Annotated in this window: 15 protein-coding genes and 3 pseudogenes; 8 read left to right on the forward strand and 10 right to left on the reverse strand. The window is 72.7% G+C overall.

Annotated features, from left to right (window positions below; translation table 11 throughout):
* Positions 1 to 9 precede the first annotated feature (9 nt).
* A pseudogene (locus P0R35_RS11330) lies at positions 10 to 1049 on the forward strand (mannose-1-phosphate guanylyltransferase).
* A 51-nt stretch (positions 1050 to 1100) separates the two neighbouring features.
* On the opposite strand, the gene P0R35_RS11335 reads toward P0R35_RS11330, so the two are convergent.
* The 3 genes from P0R35_RS11335 to P0R35_RS11345 all read right to left on the reverse strand — a co-directional run bounded on the left by P0R35_RS11335 (position 1101) and on the right by P0R35_RS11345 (position 2958).
* Positions 1101 to 1883, reverse strand: coding sequence for an SDR family oxidoreductase (locus P0R35_RS11335; protein ID WP_284012567.1), 783 nt, complete (start codon positions 1881 to 1883; stop codon positions 1101 to 1103).
* A 68-nt stretch (positions 1884 to 1951) separates the two neighbouring features.
* Positions 1952 to 2431 carry a Tfx family DNA-binding protein gene (locus P0R35_RS11340; protein ID WP_284012568.1) on the reverse strand — a complete coding sequence of 160 codons (480 nt, stop codon included), beginning with the start codon at positions 2429 to 2431 and terminating at the stop codon, positions 1952 to 1954.
* Positions 2432 to 2505: 74 nt separating this feature from the next.
* Positions 2506 to 2958: a TRAM domain-containing protein gene (locus tag P0R35_RS11345; protein ID WP_284012569.1), complete on the reverse strand. Its 453-nt coding sequence runs from the start codon at positions 2956 to 2958 to the stop codon at positions 2506 to 2508.
* Positions 2959 to 3092: 134 nt separating this feature from the next.
* Between P0R35_RS11345 and P0R35_RS11350 the strand changes: the two genes are divergently transcribed.
* Positions 3093 to 3779 (forward strand): hypothetical protein, encoded by a 687-nt coding sequence (locus tag P0R35_RS11350; RefSeq protein WP_284012570.1) that lies wholly within the window; start codon positions 3093 to 3095, stop codon positions 3777 to 3779.
* 177 nt (positions 3780 to 3956) lie between these two features.
* Here P0R35_RS11350 and P0R35_RS11355 read toward each other — a convergent pair whose 3' ends face one another.
* Entirely contained in the window at positions 3957 to 4436 is a 480-nt protein-coding gene (locus P0R35_RS11355; RefSeq protein WP_284012571.1) for a hypothetical protein, read from the reverse strand.
* A gap of 122 nt (positions 4437 to 4558) precedes the next feature.
* Between P0R35_RS11355 and P0R35_RS11360 the strand changes: the two are divergent.
* The 4 genes and pseudogenes from P0R35_RS11360 to P0R35_RS11375 all read left to right on the forward strand — a co-directional run bounded on the left by P0R35_RS11360 (position 4559) and on the right by P0R35_RS11375 (position 9098).
* Positions 4559 to 5673 (forward strand): annotated as a pseudogene (locus P0R35_RS11360) (tRNA (guanine(26)-N(2))-dimethyltransferase).
* A gap of 114 nt (positions 5674 to 5787) precedes the next feature.
* Positions 5788 to 6600, forward strand: a complete 813-nt coding sequence (locus P0R35_RS11365) for a YihY/virulence factor BrkB family protein (protein ID WP_284012572.1) — start codon at positions 5788 to 5790, stop codon at positions 6598 to 6600.
* A 113-nt stretch (positions 6601 to 6713) separates the two neighbouring features.
* Positions 6714 to 8039: pseudogene (locus P0R35_RS16295) on the forward strand (YihY/virulence factor BrkB family protein).
* A gap of 9 nt (positions 8040 to 8048) precedes the next feature.
* Positions 8049 to 9098 (forward strand): phosphatase PAP2 family protein, encoded by a 1050-nt coding sequence (locus P0R35_RS11375; protein WP_284012573.1) that lies wholly within the window; start codon positions 8049 to 8051, stop codon positions 9096 to 9098.
* A 112-nt stretch (positions 9099 to 9210) separates the two neighbouring features.
* Here the strand turns inward: P0R35_RS11375 and glnA are convergent, their stop codons facing one another.
* Complete coding sequence (glnA, locus tag P0R35_RS11380; RefSeq protein ID WP_284012574.1) at positions 9211 to 10590, reverse strand: type I glutamate--ammonia ligase; 1380 nt, start codon at positions 10588 to 10590, stop codon at positions 9211 to 9213.
* 126 nt (positions 10591 to 10716) lie between these two features.
* Between glnA and lrp the strand changes: the two genes are divergently transcribed.
* A complete protein-coding gene (lrp, locus tag P0R35_RS11385) occupies positions 10717 to 11175 on the forward strand; it encodes an HTH-type transcriptional regulator Lrp (RefSeq protein WP_284012575.1) in 459 nt (152 codons plus the stop codon).
* A 42-nt stretch (positions 11176 to 11217) separates the two neighbouring features.
* On the opposite strand, the gene P0R35_RS11390 is transcribed toward lrp, so the two are convergent.
* The 5 genes from P0R35_RS11390 to alaS all read right to left on the reverse strand — a co-directional run bounded on the left by P0R35_RS11390 (position 11218) and on the right by alaS (position 16443).
* The gene (locus tag P0R35_RS11390) at positions 11218 to 11370 is read right to left on the reverse strand and encodes a hypothetical protein (RefSeq protein ID WP_284012576.1); all 153 of its coding nucleotides are present in this window, start codon (positions 11368 to 11370) and stop codon (positions 11218 to 11220) included.
* 439 nt (positions 11371 to 11809) lie between these two features.
* Positions 11810 to 12904: an aminopeptidase gene (locus P0R35_RS11395; RefSeq protein WP_284012577.1), complete on the reverse strand. Its 1095-nt coding sequence runs from the start codon at positions 12902 to 12904 to the stop codon at positions 11810 to 11812.
* A 58-nt stretch (positions 12905 to 12962) separates the two neighbouring features.
* Positions 12963 to 13328, reverse strand: coding sequence for a nucleoside triphosphate pyrophosphohydrolase (locus P0R35_RS11400; protein WP_284012578.1), 366 nt, complete (start codon positions 13326 to 13328; stop codon positions 12963 to 12965).
* Positions 13329 to 13382: 54 nt separating this feature from the next.
* Complete coding sequence (locus P0R35_RS11405; RefSeq protein WP_284012579.1) at positions 13383 to 13670, reverse strand: DUF7964 domain-containing protein; 288 nt, start codon at positions 13668 to 13670, stop codon at positions 13383 to 13385.
* Between the two features lie 4 nt (positions 13671 to 13674).
* Entirely contained in the window at positions 13675 to 16443 is a 2769-nt protein-coding gene (alaS, locus tag P0R35_RS11410) for an alanine--tRNA ligase (protein ID WP_284012580.1), read from the reverse strand.
* A 95-nt stretch (positions 16444 to 16538) separates the two neighbouring features.
* Between alaS and P0R35_RS11415 the strand changes: the two genes are divergently transcribed.
* Positions 16539 to 19301 (forward strand): GAF domain-containing protein, encoded by a 2763-nt coding sequence (locus P0R35_RS11415; RefSeq protein ID WP_284012581.1) that lies wholly within the window; start codon positions 16539 to 16541, stop codon positions 19299 to 19301.
* Positions 19302 to 19306 lie beyond the last annotated feature (5 nt).

A 19306-nucleotide genomic window follows, 5' to 3' on the forward strand; every position in this document is an offset into this window, starting at 1 on the left:
CCCACGGCAATGGACCGACCCGTCGTCGCCGTCGTCCTCGCCGGCGGCACCGGCTCCCGGCTGTACCCCGCCTCGCGGAGCGACCGCCCCAAGCAGTTCCTCGCGCCCGACGGCGCCGAGGGAGCCTCCTCGCGCGGACCGTCGCGCGCACCGGGTTCGCGGACGCGACGCTCGTCGCCACCCGGCCCGCGTTCGCCGACGCGGTCCCCGAGCACGCGCCCGACGCGACGGTGGTCGTCGAACCGGCCGGCAAGGACACCGGGCCGGCGATGCTGTACGCGACCCACCGCGCCCGCGAGGCCGTCGACGGCGACCCCGTGGTCGTGGTCCTCCCGGCGGACCACCACGTCCCCGACGGCGACGGGTTCGAGCGGACGATGGCCCGCGGCGCCCGCGTCGCCGCCGCCACCGGTCGCCTCGTCGCCTTCGGCGTGGAGCCGACCCGCCCGGCGACCGGCTACGGCTACATCGAACCCGGGCCGGCCCGCGGCGTCGGCGACCGCTCGTACCGCGACCTCGCGGCCTTCCACGAGAAGCCGGACGCCGACGCCGCCGACGGGTACGTCGACGCCGGCTACCTGTGGAACGCTGGGATCTTCGCGTGGACGCCCGAGGCGCTGTTCCGCGAGGCGCGCGACACGCCGCTGGGCCCGCTCGTCGACGCGCTCGACCGCGACGACCCCGACCCGGCGGCCGGCTTCGAGGCGGTCGACCCCGTCAGCGTCGACTACGCGGTGATGGAGCGCGCCGAGCGGGCCGCCGTCGTGCCCGCCGCGTTCGCGTGGGACGACCTCGGGGCGTGGGACGCCCTGCGGCGGGTGCTCGACGCCGACGCCGACGGGAACGTCGTCGCCGAGGGGGCCGAGGCGCTGGCCGTCGACGCAGGGGACAACGTCGTCGCGGCCGACGGCGACACCCACGTGTCGCTGGTCGGCGTCGACGGGCTGTGTGTGGTCGCGTACGACGACCGCGTACTCGTCGTCCCGGCCGAGCGGGCGGAGGCGGTTCGCGAAGCGGTCGCGACGCTGAAAGAGCAGGGACGGTTCTGATCCGGCGTCGCCGGATCGGCCGACGGGTCGGCGTCGGCGTCGACGACCGGGTTACGAGCGGAGCGTCCCGCCGTCGACCGGGAGCGCGGTGCCCGTGACGAACGACGCCCGCTCGGAGGCGAGGAACGCGACCACGTCGCCGAGTTCGCGCGGGTCGCCGATGCGGTCCAGCGGGACGTCCGCGGCCCAGTCGGCCAGCCCCTCGTCGTAGTCGTCGACCTCGCCGCGGTCGATGGCGTCCGCGATCAGCTCCTCGATCCGGGCGGTCTCGTGGGCGCCCGGCAACACCGCGTTGGCGCGGACGTCGGGTGCCCACTCCCGCGAGATCGTCTTCACGAGCCCGATCACCGTCCGCCGGACGGCGTTCGAGAGCACGAGCCCGTCGATGGCCTCCCGCACCGACGTGGAGGTGATGCAGGTGACGGTGCCCGCGTCGCTGTCCGCGAGGTGGGGGCGCGCCTCGCGGAGCGTCCACACCGCGCTCATCACGAGCGTGTCGAACGCGCCGCGCCACTGGTCGTCGGTCGTCTCGTCGAAGGTGCCGGGCGGGACGCCGCCGGCGCTGGTGACGACGTGGTCGAGGCCGCCGAACTCGTCGACGGTCGCCGCGACGAGCGCCGCCACGTCGGCGCGGTCGGTCACGTCCGCCTCGACCGCCAGCACGTCGCCGGGGGCGTCCGAGAGCGCCGCCTCGGCGTCGTCGAGGCGGGCGGGCGTCCGGCCGCACACGACCACGTTCGCGCCCTCGGCCGCCAGCGAGGCCGCCGCCGCGAAGCCGAGGCCGCTCGAGCTCGCCGTCACCAGCGCCGTGTCGCCGCCGAGTCGCAGGTCCATACCCACGGCTGCGGGCGACCGGGACAAAAAGCCGGCTCCGTCGGGACCGACCCGGGGAGCGGGGACCGCTACTCCGACCGGCGGACGCGGACCGCCCCGGTGCCGGTGATCCCGACGAGGATCGGGGCGACGACCTCCCGGCCCTGCACGGCGTCGCCGGCGTGGTCGCTCACGAGCTTCATCAGGTCCGGGGCGGTGTGGTTCACCTTCACCTCGGCGGCGTCGCAGGCGTCGTACACGCGGTCGGGGACGTCGTAGAGGTCGGTGCCGGCGGCGATCTCGATCCGGACCGGCGCCGACAGCGCCTCGGCGAACGCGACCGTCTCGCGCGCCTTCTCGACGTTGTCGCGGGCCGACGACTCGACGCTCGACACGTTCGCGCGGGACGTGCCCAACAGCTCGGCGATGTCGGCCTGCCGCACGTTCCGCTCGCGCAGCGCCAACACCTCGGCCTGCCGACGGGTGAGGACGCTCCGGTCGGCGTCGAAGCCCGCGCGGTCGAGCAGTTCGGCGACGTCGACCGCGTCGAGGCTCCCCTCGTCTGCCATACGACCACTCGAACCCGGGCACACAAAAAGCATAGTACGGACTGTCCAGCCGCGACCCCCGGGACGGGCGAGCCCTACGAGCCCCAGAAGTTGTCGCGTGAGCCCAACCGTTCGCGACGCGACTGCGGCTCCTCGGCCTCGACGTCGGCCTCCTCCGCGTCCACGTCGGCGTCGCCGTCGAGCTCCTCTTCGTCGGGGAGGCGCTCGACGACGTGTTTCGCCTTCGCGTGGTTGTGCTTCACGCGGTCGATGCGGACGATGGCCCGCGCCGGCGGGAGGAGTCCGTCGACCATCACGATGAAGCCGTCCTCGGTCCGGCCGACGCCGGCGCCGCTCTCGTGGATGTCGTCGACCTCCACGACGACCTCCTCGCCGGGTTTCACGGGCTGTTGCTTCAGGTCCGAGATGGGCATGTTGTACTCGTTGCACCACTCGGCGCCGCCGCGGTCGCCGTAGTGTTGACAGCCCATCCCCTGGATCCGTTCGGAGAACCGGGGGCAATCGTCGGCGAGTGGACAGTCCGCCATGGCGGACGCTACCTCCGGCACCGCCTAAACGCTTCCGTCTGTGCCGATCGCCGCGGATCGGCCGACTGGGGCGCTCGACCCCGCGGACGGCCCCCCGCCGAGGGGGTTTTGACCGGGCCGCCCGTACCGCGGCCGTGAACCGTCGTGCCCCGGAGTTGGCCCTGCTCACCGGGTTCCTCCTCGCGGTCCCGATCGCGGCGTTCGCCGGGTGGGCGAGCGGCGACGTCACGCCGTCGCTGCTCACCGGCGTCGGGCTCCTCTACCCGTTCGCGCTGTACGCCGTCTACCACGACGACGACCCGACCACGGTGCTCCCGCCGCGGGTCGTCGCCGTCGTGGGGACGCTGGCCGGCCTCGTCCTCGTCGGCGACGCCGTCGCGACGGCCGGCGCCCGGCTGCCGGTCGCGGTGCTCCGGGGGACGTTCCTCGGCCTCCTCGTGGCCGCGCCCACGTGGGCGTACGGCGTCGTCTACACCCCCGCCCGACGGCTCCCCGACGGCCGGGCGTTCCTCGTCGCCGGCGGCGTCGCGGGCGCGGCGTTGCTGCTCGCCGGCCTGCTCGTCGCCACCCCGTTCGGCGCGGCGTCGGCGCTCGTCGTGTGGGTGCTGGGCGCGCTCGCGGCCCGGGTGGCCGGCTTCTACGCGACCGAGGACAGCCGACTGGTCGCCGTCGGGGTCGGCGTCGTCCTCGGCGTCGGCGTCCTGTTCGCGGCGCTGCTCGCCGGTGCGGTGTCGACGGCGGCGGTGCTCTCGTCCGTCGCGTTGGCGCTCGCCCCCGCCGTCTACTACGGACTCACCGTCGAGACCGCCTCGTTCGAGTGACGGGGGGCCGCTTCGCCAGGGTGCGGCCGCTCGCGATCGTGGCTGACAGGCGACCCCGCTCTCGGCACCGCGAGCGCGCCGTCGGGTCGCACACCCGCCGTCCGGCGCGCCGTGTCGGTCAGCGCATCGGCGACGCTGGGCGCGGTCTCCGATTTCAACGTTCGGTCGACGGGGGCGTCACAGGAACTCCGCCACGTCGGAGTACCACATGTCGTGGTCGTCGACGCGGTCGACGCGCTCGGCGATGTCGACGGCGAGCGCGTGCCAGCACCGCTCGTCGGGGTCGGAGGTGTCGAGGTTGTACGTCGCGTCCTGACAGTCGCAGCCGCCCCCCTCCACGATGTGCTCGGTGCGGTAGCCGACGACGACCGTGAAGTCGCGGTACCCCTTCACCCGGCCCTCGGCGACGGCCTCGATGGCGCGGCGACCGCGGTCGCCGTGGGTGCCGATGATCTCCCGGACGACGGGGGGCCGGAGTTCGCCCGCGGCCGCGAGGGCGGCGCGCCAGTCGTCCGCCGCGAGGGCGGCGCGCCAGTCGTCCGCCGCGAGGGCGGCGAGCGAGTCGGCGTCCGCCGCGGGGCCGGCGGCGTCCCCGTCGCCGACCGCGTCGCTCCCGGTCGCCGGCTCCGGATCCCCGCCGCCGTCGCCGCGTGTCACGTCACGGCCGTTGGCGTGGCCGTGGCAAAACGCTTCGGACGGGGCGACTCGGGGTCGCGCCGGCCGGCGGGCGGCGCTCGATTCCACGGGGGTTAACCGCGCGGGCGGCACACCACGAGCAAATGGAGGTCACGGAGGGCGGCGTCACCGTCAAGGTGGAGGGCGCGCGCGACGGCGCGAGCGAGGGGCGCGCCGACGAGGTGTTCTACAACCCGGAGATGGAGTTGAACCGCGACGTCACCGTCGCCGTCCTCCGGGCGTACGCCGAGCGCGAGCCGCGCGCGGAGACGTACCTCGACGCGATGGCCGCCTCCGGCGTCCGCGCCGCGCGGGCGGCCGCCGAGGGGTACGACGCGACCGCCGCCGCGTCGACGCCGAGGCGGTCGCGCTCGCCGCCCGCAACCTCGCCGAGTACGGCGGCGAGGCCGTCCAGCGCGACGCGAACGCGCTGCTCCACGAGGGCTTCTTCGACGTCGTCGACGTCGACCCGTACGGCTCGCCGATGCCGTTCGTCGACGCGGCGGTCGCGGGCACCCGGAACCTCCTGTGCGTCACGGCGACCGACACCGCGCCGCTGTGTGGCGCCCACTTCGAGTCCGGCGTCCGCCGCTACGACACGGTCCCGCGCAACACCGAGTACCACCCGGAGATGGGCCTGCGCGTGCTGATCGGCGCGCTCGTGCGCCGGGCGGCCAGCCGCGACAAGGCCGCCGTCCCGGTCTGCTCGCACGTCTCGCGCCACTACGCCCGGACGTACCTCGAACTGGAGGCGAACGCGACGGAGGCGAACGCCGCGCTGGAGGAACTGGGGTTCGTCCACCACTGCCAGGACTGCCTCGAACGCGACCACGAGTTCGGCCGGCTCCCCGACGCGCCGGAGGTGTGCCCCGACTGCGGGTCGCGGCGGGTCGTCACCGCCGGCCCGATCTGGCTGGGCCCCGTCGCCGAGCCGTCGTTCGTCGAGCGCGTCTCGGACGCGGTCACCGACGACATGGGCGAGGCGAAACGCGCCCGGAAACTGCTCGACACCGTCGCCGGCGAGCCGGACCGCCCGACCCACTACGACCAACACCGCCTGTACAAGCAGTGGAGCCGCCCCGCCATCGGGATGGAGGAGTTCGTCGCGGCGCTGCGCGACGCCGGCTTCGCGGCCGCCCGCGCCCACTACTCCGGCACCGCGTTCAAGACCGACGCGACCGTCGCCGAGATGCGCGACGTCACCGCCGACCTCGGCTGACGACGCCGCGCTCGCCGCCGCCGGGGGTCGGGCGGGGTCGAGTGTGGGCGAGCGGGAACGGGCGCCGGGGCGCGACCGCCGGCTTCTTGTCCCTTCGCCGGCAACACGGTTGGTGTGTCCGGCGACTCCCGCGACACGGCGGACGACCGGACGGCGCCCGTCGGGGCGGCGGCGACGGTCGTCGCCGTCGCGCGGGCCCTTCGCCGTGCCGACGCCACGTTCGTCGCCGGGAGCCTCGCGTACTACAGCATCGTCGCCGTGCTGCCGGTCGCCGTGTTGGCCGTCGCGCTCGTCGCCGCCGTCGGCGGCCGGCCGGTCGCGGCGGGCGCGGTCGCCGCCGGCGGCGACCTCCTGACCGAGCGGGGACGGACGTTCCTGCGCGGCTCGCTCGGCGACGTCGCCGATCGACGGGGGATCGCCGTCGTCGCGGGACTGCTCGTGTGCTTCTCGGTGGTCCAGCTGTTCCGCGGCCTCGACCGCGCGTTCGCGGCGGTGTACCGCGGGGACGAGCGGGGGATCCTCAGCCGGCTGCGGGACACCCTGTTCGCCTTCGGCGTCGGCGCGCTCGGCGTCGCCGCCGTCGTCGTCGCCGGCGGCGCCCTCTCGCTGTACGCCAACGAGTCGCTGGTGCGCGTCGCCGTCCCCGCGACGGTGTTCGCGCTGTCGGCGGTCGCGCTGTTCCCGCTGTTCTACGCGCTCCCGGCCGCCGAGGTGACCCGTACCGAGGTCGTGCCCGGGACGGTCGTCGCCGCCGCCGGGTGGACGCTCACCGGGGCGGTGGTGGCCCGCTTCGCCGGCGGCGCCGGCCGGATCGGCATCTACGGCGCCATCGGCGGGCTGGTCGTGCTCGTGACGTGGTTCTACGCCGCGAACCTCCTCGTGCTCGTGGGGGCGGCGACGAACGCGGTCCTCGCCGGCCGGGCCTGAGCCGGTCGAGCCCGAGCCGACCGGGCCCGGCGCCCCGGAGGGACCGCCGGCGACGCTCCCGTCGGGGGAAACGCACCCGTGCGCTTTTCTCGCGCTCGCGTGAACCGTCACGTGTGGCTACTGACGGTCCCCCGAACGGCGGCGCCGCGGCGCGGGCGGTCGACCTCGCGCGCGCGGTGGCGTCGCTGACCGCCGACCGGAACGTGACGTTCCTCGCGGCCAGCGTCGCCTACTACGCGTTCGTCTCGCTGCTGCCGGCCGCCGTGCTCGCGCTCGTGATCGCGGTGACGGTCGGCGGCGAACGGCTCGCGGCCGCCGTCATCGAGGCGAGCGCGGGCGTGTTGACCGAGACCGGCCAGCAGGTGCTCGTCGACGCCCTCCTCGGGAGCGCCGGACAGGGGTCGGTGACGCTGATCAGCCTGCCGCTGACGCTGTGGGGCGCGCTCAAGGTGTTGCGCGGCCTCGACATCGCGTTCACGCAGGTGTACGGCGGCGTCGAGACGGAGGGGCTCCTCGACCAGCTGCGCGACGCGCTCGTCGTCGCCGCCAGCGTCGGCGGCGGCCTCGTGGCGATGGTGGTGTTGGGCAGCGTCGTCGCCGCCGTCGGCGTCGGGCCGGTCGCGGCGGTCGCCGGGCTCCTCGCGCTCCCGGCGCTGTTGACGGTCGCGTTCCTCCCGATGTACTACGTGTTCCCGAGCGTGGACGTGACGCTGCGCGAGGCGCTCCCGGGCGCCGTGTTCGCCGGCGTCGGCTGGGCCGTCCTCCAGGCCGCCTTCCAGGCGTACGTCGAGTTCCAGAACGCCCGCGGCGGCGGGCAGGCGGCGCTGTACGGCGTCCTCGGGGCGGTGTTGCTCCTCGTGACGTTCCTCTACTTCGGCGCGACGCTGGTGTTGGTGGGGGCGGTGATCAACGCCGTACTCGCGGGGCGCCACCGCCACGAGGGCGGTCGCGCGGCCGATCCGGGCGCCCGCGACGTGGAAGACCGGCAACGTAAAGGGACGGACGCGCGTGCGGAGTGACGAATGAGCGGCGACACCGCGGACGCCGGGGCGGACGCCGAGCGCGAGGACGACGGCCGACCCGCGCCCGACATCGGCGAGTTGGACGAGCGCGTCGCCGAGCTCCGGGCGGACCTCGACGCCATCGACGACCGCACGGTGAAGAAGCCCGCGCTCGAGGCGGAGCTGAAGCGGTACGTGCGCAAGCGGCTGCGCCGCGGGCACGCCCGCGGCTGGGGACCGTACCTCGTCCTCCTGTACGGCACGGTGATGGTCCTCGGGGCGTTCCGGTGGCTCGACGACTGGTTCGCCATCGGCGCGATGATCGTGTTGTTCCTCTCGACGCTCGGCCTGTACACGCTGTTCGTGCTCGTCGGCGTCGGGCTGAACGTCGTCGAGGTCCCCTGGAAGGCGCTCGACGCCGTCCGGGACCGTCGCTGAGGTGGCGTCGTGTCCGACCACGGCCTGATCACCGGTCCCGCGCTCGCGCTCCCCGAGTGGCTCGTCGTCGTCGCCGTCCTCCTCACGCAGCTGGGCGACGCGTGGTTCCTCTACCTCGGGCTCGGGCTCCTCTACTGGCTCGGCGACCGCCGGCTGGCGGCCAACCCGCGCAGCGTCGGCGCCACGCTGATCGCCGTCGGCCTCGGCGCGCTCGCGATCACCGTCGGCCTCAAGAGCCTGTTCGCGCTCGGGCGCCCGCCCGGCGCCGGGGAGGCGGCCGTGCCCCTCTGGATCCCCGCCGTCGCCGCCGACGTCTACGCGGGCGCCGCCACCGGCGACGGCTTCTCGTTCCCCTCCGGGCACGCCATCGGCGCGACGATGGTGTACGGCGGGCTCGCGACGTTCCTCGACGTGTGGGACCGACGCACCCGACTCCGCGTGGCCGGCGTGCTGATCGCCGTCGTCGCGCTCACCCGCGTCGTCCTCGGCGTCCACTACCTCGTCGACGTGGTCGCCGGCGTCGCCGTCGGGGTCGCGGGCCTCGTGGCGTTCCAGCGGGTCGCCCGGTCGGGGTTCCGACCCCGGCCGGACCGCGCGTTCTTCTTCGCCGCCGGACTGGGCCTCGGCGCCGTCGTCCTCGCGGCCGCCGGCGGCCACGGGGCGGAGGTGCTGGAGGCGGGGATCGCGCTCGGGGGCGGCCTCGGCGGCTACGCCGTCTGGCGCGTGCGCGGCACCGAGACGGCGCCCGTCGGCCGCGTCGACACCGTCGTCGGGCTCGGCGTGATCGGCGTCCTGTTCGGGTCCGCCTACGGGATCGCCTCCGTCGGCCTCCCGTACGTGTTCGGCGTCGTCCCCGACACGACGCCGTTCCGACTGCTCGCGGTGCTCCCGCTGTCGTTCGTCGGCGTGGCGGTGATCGTCGCGTGGCCCACGCTCGTCGCTCGGGCGCGCGCGACGCGGGGACGCGACGACGGCGGCGGCGAGTCGGAGTCGGCGTCCGTCGGCGACCTCATCACCGAGGCCGAGCCCGTCGCCGACGACGGCGAGGAGTCGCGATAGCCGGCGACGGACGGCGAGCGCGGGCGTCGTGCCGGACGGTCGGGGACGACGGCGCCGCCGCTGGGGACGCGAGCCGCCGAAAGAACGGGTGGTCGTGGGTGTGGGCCGACGCTCAGAACGTCTCGAGGTACTGGTCGAGCTCCCACTGGGAGACGTCGATCCGGTACTCGTCGTACTCGGCCTTCTTCGCCTCGATGAACTTCTCGGCGACGTGGTCGCCGAGCGCGTTCTTCACGAGCTCGTCCTCCTCCAGCTCCGCGATGGCGGCGCCGAGGTTCGACGGCAGCGTCTCGATGCCGTACTCCTCGCGCTTGGCCTCGTCGAACTCGTAGATGTTCTCGCGGACGGGGTCGTCGCACTCCAGTTCCTTCTCGATGCCGTCGAGCCCGGCGTGGACGAGCGCCGCGAACGCGAGGTACGGGTTACACGACGGGTCGGGGAAGCGCGCCTCGATGCGCGAGGCGTCCGGCACGCGCGCGGCCGGCTTGCGGATGAGCGCCGAGCGGTTGCGGTCGGACCACGCGACGTACACGGGCGCCTCGTAGCCGGGGACGAGCCGCTTGTAGCTGTTCACCGTCGGGTTGCTCACGGCCGCGATGGCGGGCGCGTGCTCGAGGATGCCGGCGGTGAACTGCTTGGCCGTCTCCGAGAGGTTGAACTCGTCGTCCTCGTCGTGGAAGGCGTTCTCCCCGTCCTCGGTGAACAGCGAGATGTGGGTGTGCATGCCCGAGCCGTTGATCCGCGGGATCGGCTTCGGCATGAACGTCGCGTGGAGGTCGTGCTGGGCGGCGATCGCGCGCACGACCGTGCGGAAGGTGCCGACGTTGTCGGCCGTCGCGAGGGCGTCGTCGTACTCGAAGTTGATCTCGTGTTGGCCCTCGGCGACCTCGTGGTGGGACGCCTCGATCTCGAAGCCCATATCCTCGAGGCCGTAGATGATGTCGCGGCGCACGTCGGACGCGAGGTCCTTCGGCGCGAGGTCGAAGTAGCCGCCGGCGTCGTTCGTCTTCGTCGTCGCGCGACCCTCCTCGTCGTGTTCGAACAGGAAGAACTCGGGTTCGGGCGCTGCGTTCACCTCGAAGCCCATGTCGGCGGCACGGTCGAGCGCGTCCTTCAGGACGCGGCGCGGGTCGCCCTCGAACGGCTCGCCCGTCGACGTGTCGTAGACGTCACAGATGAGACGTGCGGCGCCGCCGGCGCCCTCCTCGCGGGTCCGCCACGGGAGCACCGCGAACGTCTCGGGGTCGGGTTTGAGCCGCATGTCCGACTCCTGGATGCGCACGAAGCCGTCGATGGAGGAGCCGTCGAAGTAGATACCCTCGGTGAACGCCTTCTCGGCCTGCGTGGCCGGGACGGAGACGTTCTTCACCGTGCCGAGGATGTCGGTGAACTGCAGACGGAGGAAGTCGATCCCCTTCTCCTCGATCTCGTCGAGGACGTCCTGCTCCACCGCGCTCAGCCCGCCGTCGGGTTTGGTGTTTCCGTCCGTCATGTTGTGGACGTTGTGGTAGTCACACTCCGTGTATATAGACGTTGGCGGTCGGTGCAATTTCCCCTCGCGGGGGCCGTGATTGGACGTCCGTCAAATTCTAAACCCCGGGGGACGTGGTCGAGTGTAATGACGTACGAAAATCTCGACGCCAGACTCGTCAACGCGCTGCTCGGTAACGGCCGCGCCAGCCTCCGCTCGCTGGGCGAGGACCTCGACGTGTCGGTGACGACCGTCTCGAACCACCTCCGCGACCTCGAGGACGAGGGGGTCATCGAGGGGTACACCCCGCGGGTGAACTACGACCGCCTCGGCTACGACGTCACCGCGATCGTCCAGTTGAAGGTGGAGGGGAGCGCCCTCCCGGAGATCGTCGACCGCCTCCGGGAGCAAAAGCAGATGACCTCGGTGTACGAGGTGACCGGCGACTACGACGTCATCGCGATCGGGAAGTTCCACGACACCGACGAGATGAACGAGGGGATCAAGGGACTGCTCGCCGACCAGGACATCCGCGAGACGAACACGTCGGTCGTGCTCAACACCGTCGTGGAGAACGCGCAGTTCGACCTCGACATCCAGGAGTAACCCGCGGCGAGGCCGGGCGGAACGGGGAGCCGACTCGTCGAGTCAGACCATGAACTCGGTGACGTCTTCCATGTCCGTCCGACAGAACGGACAACGGTACCGGGTCGAGAAGCCGCCGGACTGCGCCGTCGTCTTCGCCTCGAGTTCGTGCATGCCGATGTGACGGCCGCAGTCGGGACAGTTCACCTTGGGCACGTATGGGACCGACGACCACACCGACATAAATCCCCGGACCGGGGGGTGGAGAGAAACACCTTAGTACACGCACTTCCGTGAGGGTTCCCGACCGGCCGGGAGCGGGGCCGAGGACCCCGCCATCGGCGGGGAATGTGACAGTTCCACACAGTACCGATCGGGTCGTGTGGCGAGTCGTCCCCCGGGTTTCGACTGGAACGAGTCGACGACGAGCGACGACGATCGACGGCGTGTCGGGCCGAGCGGTCGTGCGCGCCACGCGCCCGGCAAGGTCCCGGTCCGTCGTTTCGGTCCGTCGCTCGCCCGGCCGCGCTCGCCTCGCGGGTCGCTTCGCTCCCCGCTCGGTTCGAGGCGCTCGCCTCACTCCGGTCGGCTCACGCCTCGTGGTCGTCGTGGGCGGCTCGGCCCTCCGGACCTCGCCGCCGTACTGTCGAGGCGCTCACTCCGTTCGTGCCTCGCGATCCTCGAACACGAACGTCCCGTCCTCCTGCACGACCTCGCCGTCCAGTTCGATGACGGAGTCCTCGCTCATGTCGACGATCATGTCGACGTGTTCGGCGGACTCGTTCACCTCGTTCCCCTCCCCGACCGTCTCGGGGTAGGCGGCGCCGACGGCCATGTGGACGGTGTCGCCCATCTTCTCGTCGAACAGCATGTTGTAGGTGAACCGGTCGATGGCGCGGTTCATCCCGATCCCGAGTTCGCCGAGGTAGCGGGCGTTCTCGTCGGTGTCGAACACGCCCTCCAGCACGTCCTCGTTGCGCCCGGCGGAGAACTCGGTGACGCGGCCGTCCTCGAACGTGAGGCGCACGTCCTCGATCTCGCGGCCCTGCCGGTACAGCGGGAGGTCGAAGTGGACGGTGCCGTCCACGCTGTCCTTGACCGGCGCGGTGAACACCTCGCCGCCGGGGAGGTTCGCCTTCCCGTCGTCGTTGAGCGCGGAGTTGCCCGCGATGGACATCGTCACGTCCGTCTCCTCGCCCGACCGGATCCGCACCTCCTCGGCGTCGTTCAGGCGGTCGACCATCTCCTGTTGGAACTCCGCTTGCGCCTCCCAGTCGAGGCTGACGGCGTCGTACACGAAGTTCTCGTACTCCTCGGTGCTCATCCCTGCCAACTGCGCGCGGCCCTCCGTGGGGAACTGGGTGAGACACCACGTCTTCGAGAGGCGCTCCTGCTGGACGGGGCGGGTCGCGCGGTTGTAGTCGGCGGTCGTCCCGGGGTCGACGTCGACCTTCTCCGAGACGTTGCCGCCGCCGCGGGCGATGACGAACGCGTCCGTCTCCTCGAACAGCGCCAGCTTGTGCTCGGGCAGCTCGAAGTCCTCCTCGCGGGCGCGGAGGTACGCGCGGTCGGCGCGGGTGGAGTTGTTGAGGTAGACGGGGTTGGCGCCGATGTCGCCGGCGTACTCGTGGAGCGCGACGGCCAGGTCCTCGGCCTCCGCGGGGAGGTGGATGACGAGGTTGTCGCCCGCCTCGAGGTCGATGGAGTGCTCGACGATGGTCTCGGCGTGCTCGCGGATGCGTGGGTCCATGTGCGGCGCTTGCCGCGCTGCCGAGTAGGGGTTTCGGTCGCCGGGCGGGGACGGCTTCTCAGCCGTCTTCTCGGACTCGCTCCAGCACCACGCCGTCGTCGAACTCGCCTCGTTCGCCCCGCTTCTCGCGGCGCAGTCGCGCCACCCGGTCGCGACCACGTCGCTCCACCAGCGTGTCCAGCACCGCCGCGAGGTCCGCGAGTTCCGCGTCGACCGACTCCGCCGGGTCGCTGCCGGCGTCGCGCGCTTCCGTCGCCTCCTCGACGAGTTTGTCGAGGAGGTACCGCTGCAGTTCCTCGCCGTCGACGCGCCGGGTGACGGGCGTCTCGTCGGTCGCGCGGATCGTCTCGGGGATCCGGTCGCGGACGAGTTTGTCGTACTCGCGAATCGAGGGGTCGTCGCCGCCGTCGGGGTCGTCGGACACGCCGCTACCGGGACGGCGTCGGGACAAAGACGGTTCGGTCGCGGACGGCGGGCGCTACGGTCCGCCGTACCCCTGCTCGGTCGCCCACTCGCGCAGCGTCGCGTACACGTCGTCGCGGTCGTCGCGGTCGCCCGCGTCGAGCACGCGGTAGCGCTCGGCCTCGCGGTCCTCGACCACCGCGAACGACTTCGTCTCGGTCGTGATCAGCATCGCCGGCACCACCTCGGTGCCCGACCGCTTGGCGATCACCTCGTGGTGGGCCTCGACGATCCGGTCGGACTCGGTGAGCCCGCGCACCTCCGCCGCCGCCATCGGGTACGGGAGCGCGTCGACGAGCGTCACCGGCTCACGCCTCCAGCTTCTGCCGGAGCACGTCCGCCGCGGCGTCGAGCGCGTCGTCGAGCGCACCCACCTCGGGACCGCCGCCCTGCGCGAAGTCCGGCGGGCCGCCGCCGCCGCCGCCGACGCGACCCGCGAAGCCGCCGACGACCTCGCCGGCGTTGATGCCGACGCCGTCGGGGACGCCGACGACGAAGGTGGCCGCCCCGCCCGCGCCGGAGCCGAGCACGGCGATGCGGCCGTCCTCGACGTGGGCGTTGGCGGTGGCGCGCAGTTCGTCGCTGTCGGCGTCCATCCGCTGGACGACCGCGACGGCGTCGCCGATCTCGACCTCCTCGCCGTCCGCGGCGGCGCGAAGCTCCGCGAGTTCCTCCTTCAGGCGGTCGATCGTCTTGCCGCGCTCCTTCCACTCGACGAAGAAGCGCTCGGCCGTCTCGGGGACCTCCTGCGGGTCCACGGAGAGCACGTCCGCCGCGTCGTACAGCGCGTCCTCGGTGCGGTGGGTGGCGTCGATCGCCGCCTCGCCGGCGGCGAACACGAGCCGTTCGACGCCGTCCTGCACGGGCTCGGCCTTCAGGAGCTTGATCGTCCCGATGTCGCCGGTCCGGGCGACGTGGGTGCCGCCGCACGCCTGCACGTCGTCGCCGACGCGGATCAGGCGGATCTGCTCGCCCGGCGGGATCCCGCCCTGGTACAGGTCGAAGCCGTGCTCGGACTCGGCCTCGTGGCGGTCGGGCCACTCCTGTCGCACCGGGAGGTTGCGGCGGACGAGGTCGTTGGCGACGCGCTCGATCTCTTTCACCTGGTCGCGGGAGACGCGGTCGTAGTGGGCCACGTCGAGGCGCGACGACTGGATGCCCTTCTGGGCGCCCGCCTGCCGGACGTGGTCGCCGAGCACCTGTCGGGCGGCGAAGCCGACGATGTGGGTGGCGGTGTGGTGGCGCATCAGCCGCCCGCGGCGGTCGGCGTCGATCTGGCCGCGGACGAACTCGCCTTTCCCGGGGTCCTCGTCGGTGCGGTGGAGCACCACGTCGCCCGACAGCTGGACGTCGGTCACCTCGACGGTGGCGTCGGCCGTCGACAGCGTGCCGCGGTCGGCGGGCTGGCCCCCGCCCTCGGGGTAGAACATCGTCTGGTCGAGCACGACGTCGTAGCCGTCCTCGCGCTCGAACACGTCGAGGACGACCGCCTCGAACTCCGTGCGCTCCTGGTCGTCGTAGTAGAGGCGCTCGGTCTCCGGGAGCTCCGCGAGGCGGTCGTCGGCCGCGTCGTCGCGGTCGAACGCCTGCGCGGAGTCGTGCCGGGAGGCGACCAGCCCGTAGAAGTCGTCGGGCACCGCGACCTCGGCGCCGCGCTCGGCGGCGATCTCCTCGACCATGTCCGGCTGGATGCCGTGGGAGTCGTACAGCTCGATCAGGTCCTCGACGGGGATCGGGTCGCCGGTGCCGGCGTACTCGTCGGCCAGCGACTCGACCTTGCGGCCGCCGCGTTCGAGCGTCTCGCGGTACTTCTCCACCTCGGTGCGCACCATGTCCCGGATCGTGTCGCGGTTGTGGTAGCCGAGGCGCTCGGCCTGCATGTCGACCAACTCGTCGAGCGGGGCGTCCACGCCGACCTCGTCGACGAGCCGCTTCGTCCGCCGCAGCACCATCCGCGCGAGGTAGCCCGTCCCGACGTTCGACGGCACGATCTCGTCGCCGAACATGTACGCGAGCGTGCGGCAGTGGTCGGCGATGGCGTAGATGCTCTCCAGCGGCTCCAGCAGCGTCGTCAGCTCGTCGGTGTCGACGCCGAGCTTGTCGGCGATGTTGTCGCGGGCGGCCTCGATGTCCTCGGCCTCGTCGATGTCGAGGTGGCCCGCGAGCGTGGACGCGCGCCGGACGAGCTCCTCCTCCTCGTCGGTGAGGTCGATCCCGGCGTTCTGCTTGAGGAACCCGATCATCTCGGGGTAGACGGCCTCGTACACGGTCGGGGTGCCCTGGCTCATCCAGGTCCACCGCTCCAGCCCGTACCCCGTGTCCACGATGTACGTGTCCATCTCGGAGTACGTGTTGCCGTCCTTCAGCTCGTACTCGCCGTCGGGGTCCTGCTCCAGCGACATGAACACGAGCGTCGCCAGCTCGGCGCCCTTGTAGATGACCTCGATGGCGGGCCCGGCGTTGCCGCCGCCGACCCACGGGTCCTCGATGTAGGTGATCTCGTCGAGGTTCGCCCCCAGTTCCTCGAACAGCCCGTCACACAGCCGGACGGTCTCGTCCTTCCAGTACACCTCCCCGGAGTAGGCGTACGTGTCGCCGACCTCCTCTTTGGCGTTGAACGCGTGGTGGGCCATCATCTCGAACGCCATCGTGTGGCGGCCGGTCTTGCCCACGTTGTCGATGTCCTGCATCCGGATGCACGGCTGGCTGATCGTCAGGGGGTTCGCCGGCGGCGGCGTCTCCCCCGAGGTCACGAGCGGCTGGAAGTCGTAGATGGACGCCTGCGTCAACAGCACGTCGTCGCGCCACCGGTTCGCCGCGACCGGGTACGGCGCGATCCGCTCGTGGTCGTGGGCCTCGAAGTACGAGAGGAACGCCTCGCGCATCTCCTCGAGCGTGTACGGCTCGTCGAACCCGGGCTCGCCGATGAACGAGTAGTCCTCGCAGGGCGGCTCGCCGCACAGCTCGCGCTCGTCGTCGCGCGTCCAGAAGTGCGCGCCGCACGACGGACACTCCTTCCGGGAGAACCCCTCCTCCTCGAAGTAGTCGAGGCGGTACTCCGCAGTAAGGTCGCTCATTACCACGTTGTGCCCCGTCGCCGCGCAAAAGGGTTCCGGGCCGCGTCCGGATCGCCGTTACTCTTAAATTAGGATACACCAACTGCCCGTAACCAATGGCGGATTCTCTGGCGGAGCCGTCACACCTCGTGCTCGTCGTCGCCGAGGACGGGGTGGCGGTTCCGGACGGGCTCGCGGGGGCGCTCCGCGAGTCCGTCGAGGGGGTGGCGACCGACGTGACCGGACCGGCGGAGGTGCGCGACCGGCTGGAGGGGAGCCGCCGCCCGGAGGCGGTCGTCCTCGTCGGCGCCCCCGCGTTCCCGGACGCCGTCCGCGAGGCGCTCGCGGCGACGCGGATCCCGGTCGTGGCGTACGCCGACGAGGAGCCGAGCGACGCGTTCGTCGACGGCTACGTGGCCGCCGGCAGCCCGGCGCGCCGGCTCGCCGACGAGATCGCCCACGCCCGCAGCGGGGAGACGCGACGCCAACTGCGCGCGGCACGGCGCCGCGTGACGGAACTGCACGCCGGCACCGCCCGCATCGCCGGCGCCGAGAGCGTGGCCGAACTGTTCGAGCGGGCCGTCGAGGTCGCCGAGCGCGTGCTGTCGTTCGACCACTGCTCGGTGGTCGTCAAGGAGGGCGACGTGATGGTCGCGCGGGCGCGCTCGGCCGACGTCGACTGGCTCCACGAGCGGGTGCCGGCCGACGAGTCGATCGGCGGCCGCGCCGTGCGGCGGGGCGAGACGATCCACGTCGACGACGTGGAGGACCACGAGACGGCCGACGACGACCAGTCGGGGTCCGGCATCTCGGTGCCGTTCGGCGGCGACGCCGTCTTTCAGGCCGTCTCGCGGCTCCCGCACGCGTTCGACGAGACGGACCGCGAGCTGGCGGAGCTGTTGGCGACCCACGTCGGGCAGGCGTACGAGCGCCTCCGGGCGGAGGCGGACCTGACGCGGCGCGAGCGGGTGATGACGGAGCTGCACGAGGCCGCCCCGCGGCTCGTCGACGCCGACAGCGAGGGCGAGCTGTTCGATCTCACCGTCGAGATCGCACAGCGGGTGCTCGCGTTCGACCGGTCGTGCGTCTACACCGCGACCCCCGAGCGGTTCGAGCGGCGGGCGACGACCGACCCGGCGCTCCCGGCGACGTTCGATCGGGGGTTCGGCGCGCTGGAGCACAGCCACGCCGAGGGGGAGTCGGTGCTGTCCGACGACATCGTCGACGACGGGCGCGCCGAGTCCCACGACGGCGAGTCGCGCTCGCTCATCTCCGTCCCGTTCGCGGGCGACGCGGTGTTCCAGGCGGTGACCGACGGGACCGGCGCGTTCGACGAGCGCGACCTCGAGTTCGCGGAGCTGCTCGTCTCGTACGCGACGGCGACCCGCGAGCGGATCCGCTCGGAGGCCGCGCTCCGCGAGGCGCGACGGATCACCGAACAGCTCCACGACGCCGCCGCCGAGGTCGCCGCCGCCGACGACGAGGGCGAACTGCTGGATCGCGCGGTGCGCGCCGCCAGCGACGTGCTGTCGTTCGACAAGTCCACGATCACCCTCCGGCGGGGGGACAAACTCGTCCCGGCGGCGGACTCGGCCGACAGTCCCCCCGACAGCTCCCGCCCGATGGACCTCGACGAGGGGGTGGCCGGCCGGACGTACACCAGCGGCGAGTCGGCGCTCGTCGACGACGTGACGGAGGCAGCCGACGCCGCGCCCGTCCGCCCGGAGTACCGCTCGGGGCTGTCCGTGCCGATCGGCGACCTCGGCGTGTTCCAGGCGGTCGCCACCGAGCCGGGCGCGTTCGACCGCGACGACCTCAACAACGCGGAGCTGCTGATGTCCCACGTCGCCGTCTCGCTGGAACGGATCCGCACCGAGGCGGACCTGCGGGCCGAGCGCGACCGCCTGTCGGCGCTGTTCGAGAACGTCCCGGACGCGGCGGTCTCCTTCGAGTTGGTCGACGGCGAGCCGGTGGCCCGCGCGATCAACTCCGCGTTCACCGAGACGTTCGGCTACGGCGAGGAGATGGTCGGCGAGCCGGTCGACGACTACATCGTCCCCGCGGACGCCGAACGCGAGGCCGCGGAGCTGAACGACCGGCTGCGCAGCGGGGAGAGCCTCCGCCGGGAGTGCCGCCGCGAGACCGCCGACGGCGTCCGCGACTTCCTCATGTACGTCGTGCCGCTGGAGTTGGGCGCCGAGAACCTCGGCGGCTACGCCATCTACTCGGACATCACCGAGCGCCGCGAGCGCGAGCGGGCGCTCCGGCGACAGAACGAGCGCCTCGACGAGTTCGCGAGCGTCGTCTCCCACGACCTCCGCAACCCCCTCTCGATCGCCGAGGGGTACCTCGACCTCGCGCGCGAGACGGGCGAGGAGGAACACCTCGCGACCGTCGCCGACGCCGTCGAGCGGATGCGGACGCTCATCGACGACCTGCTGCGGCTCGCCCGCGAGGGGCGCGTCGTCGGCGACGCCGAGCCGGTCGGCATCGCCGAGACCGCCCGGCGCGCGTGGCGGATCGTCGACACCGCCGACGCGACGCTGTCGGTCGCCGACGGCACGGTCGACGCCGACCCCGAACGGCTCTGTGAACTGTTCGAGAACCTGTTCCGCAACGCCATCGAGCACGCGGGCGACGGGGTCACCGTCCGCGTCGAACCGACCGACGGCGGCTTCGTCGTCGCCGACGACGGCCCCGGCGTGCCGCCGGCGCGCCGCGAGGACGTGTTCGAGGCCGGCGTCTCGACGGCCGACGACGGCACGGGGTTCGGGCTCGCCATCGTCCGCCGCATCGCCGAGGCGCACGGCTGGTCGGTGACGCTGGAGGACGGCGAGAACGGCGGGGCGCGGTTCCGGTTCGAGACGGCGTCGGCGTAGCGCCC

Source organism: Halobaculum litoreum, from assembly GCF_030127125.1.
In the GTDB taxonomy this organism is placed as follows: Archaea; Halobacteriota; Halobacteria; order Halobacteriales; family Haloferacaceae; genus Halobaculum; species Halobaculum litoreum.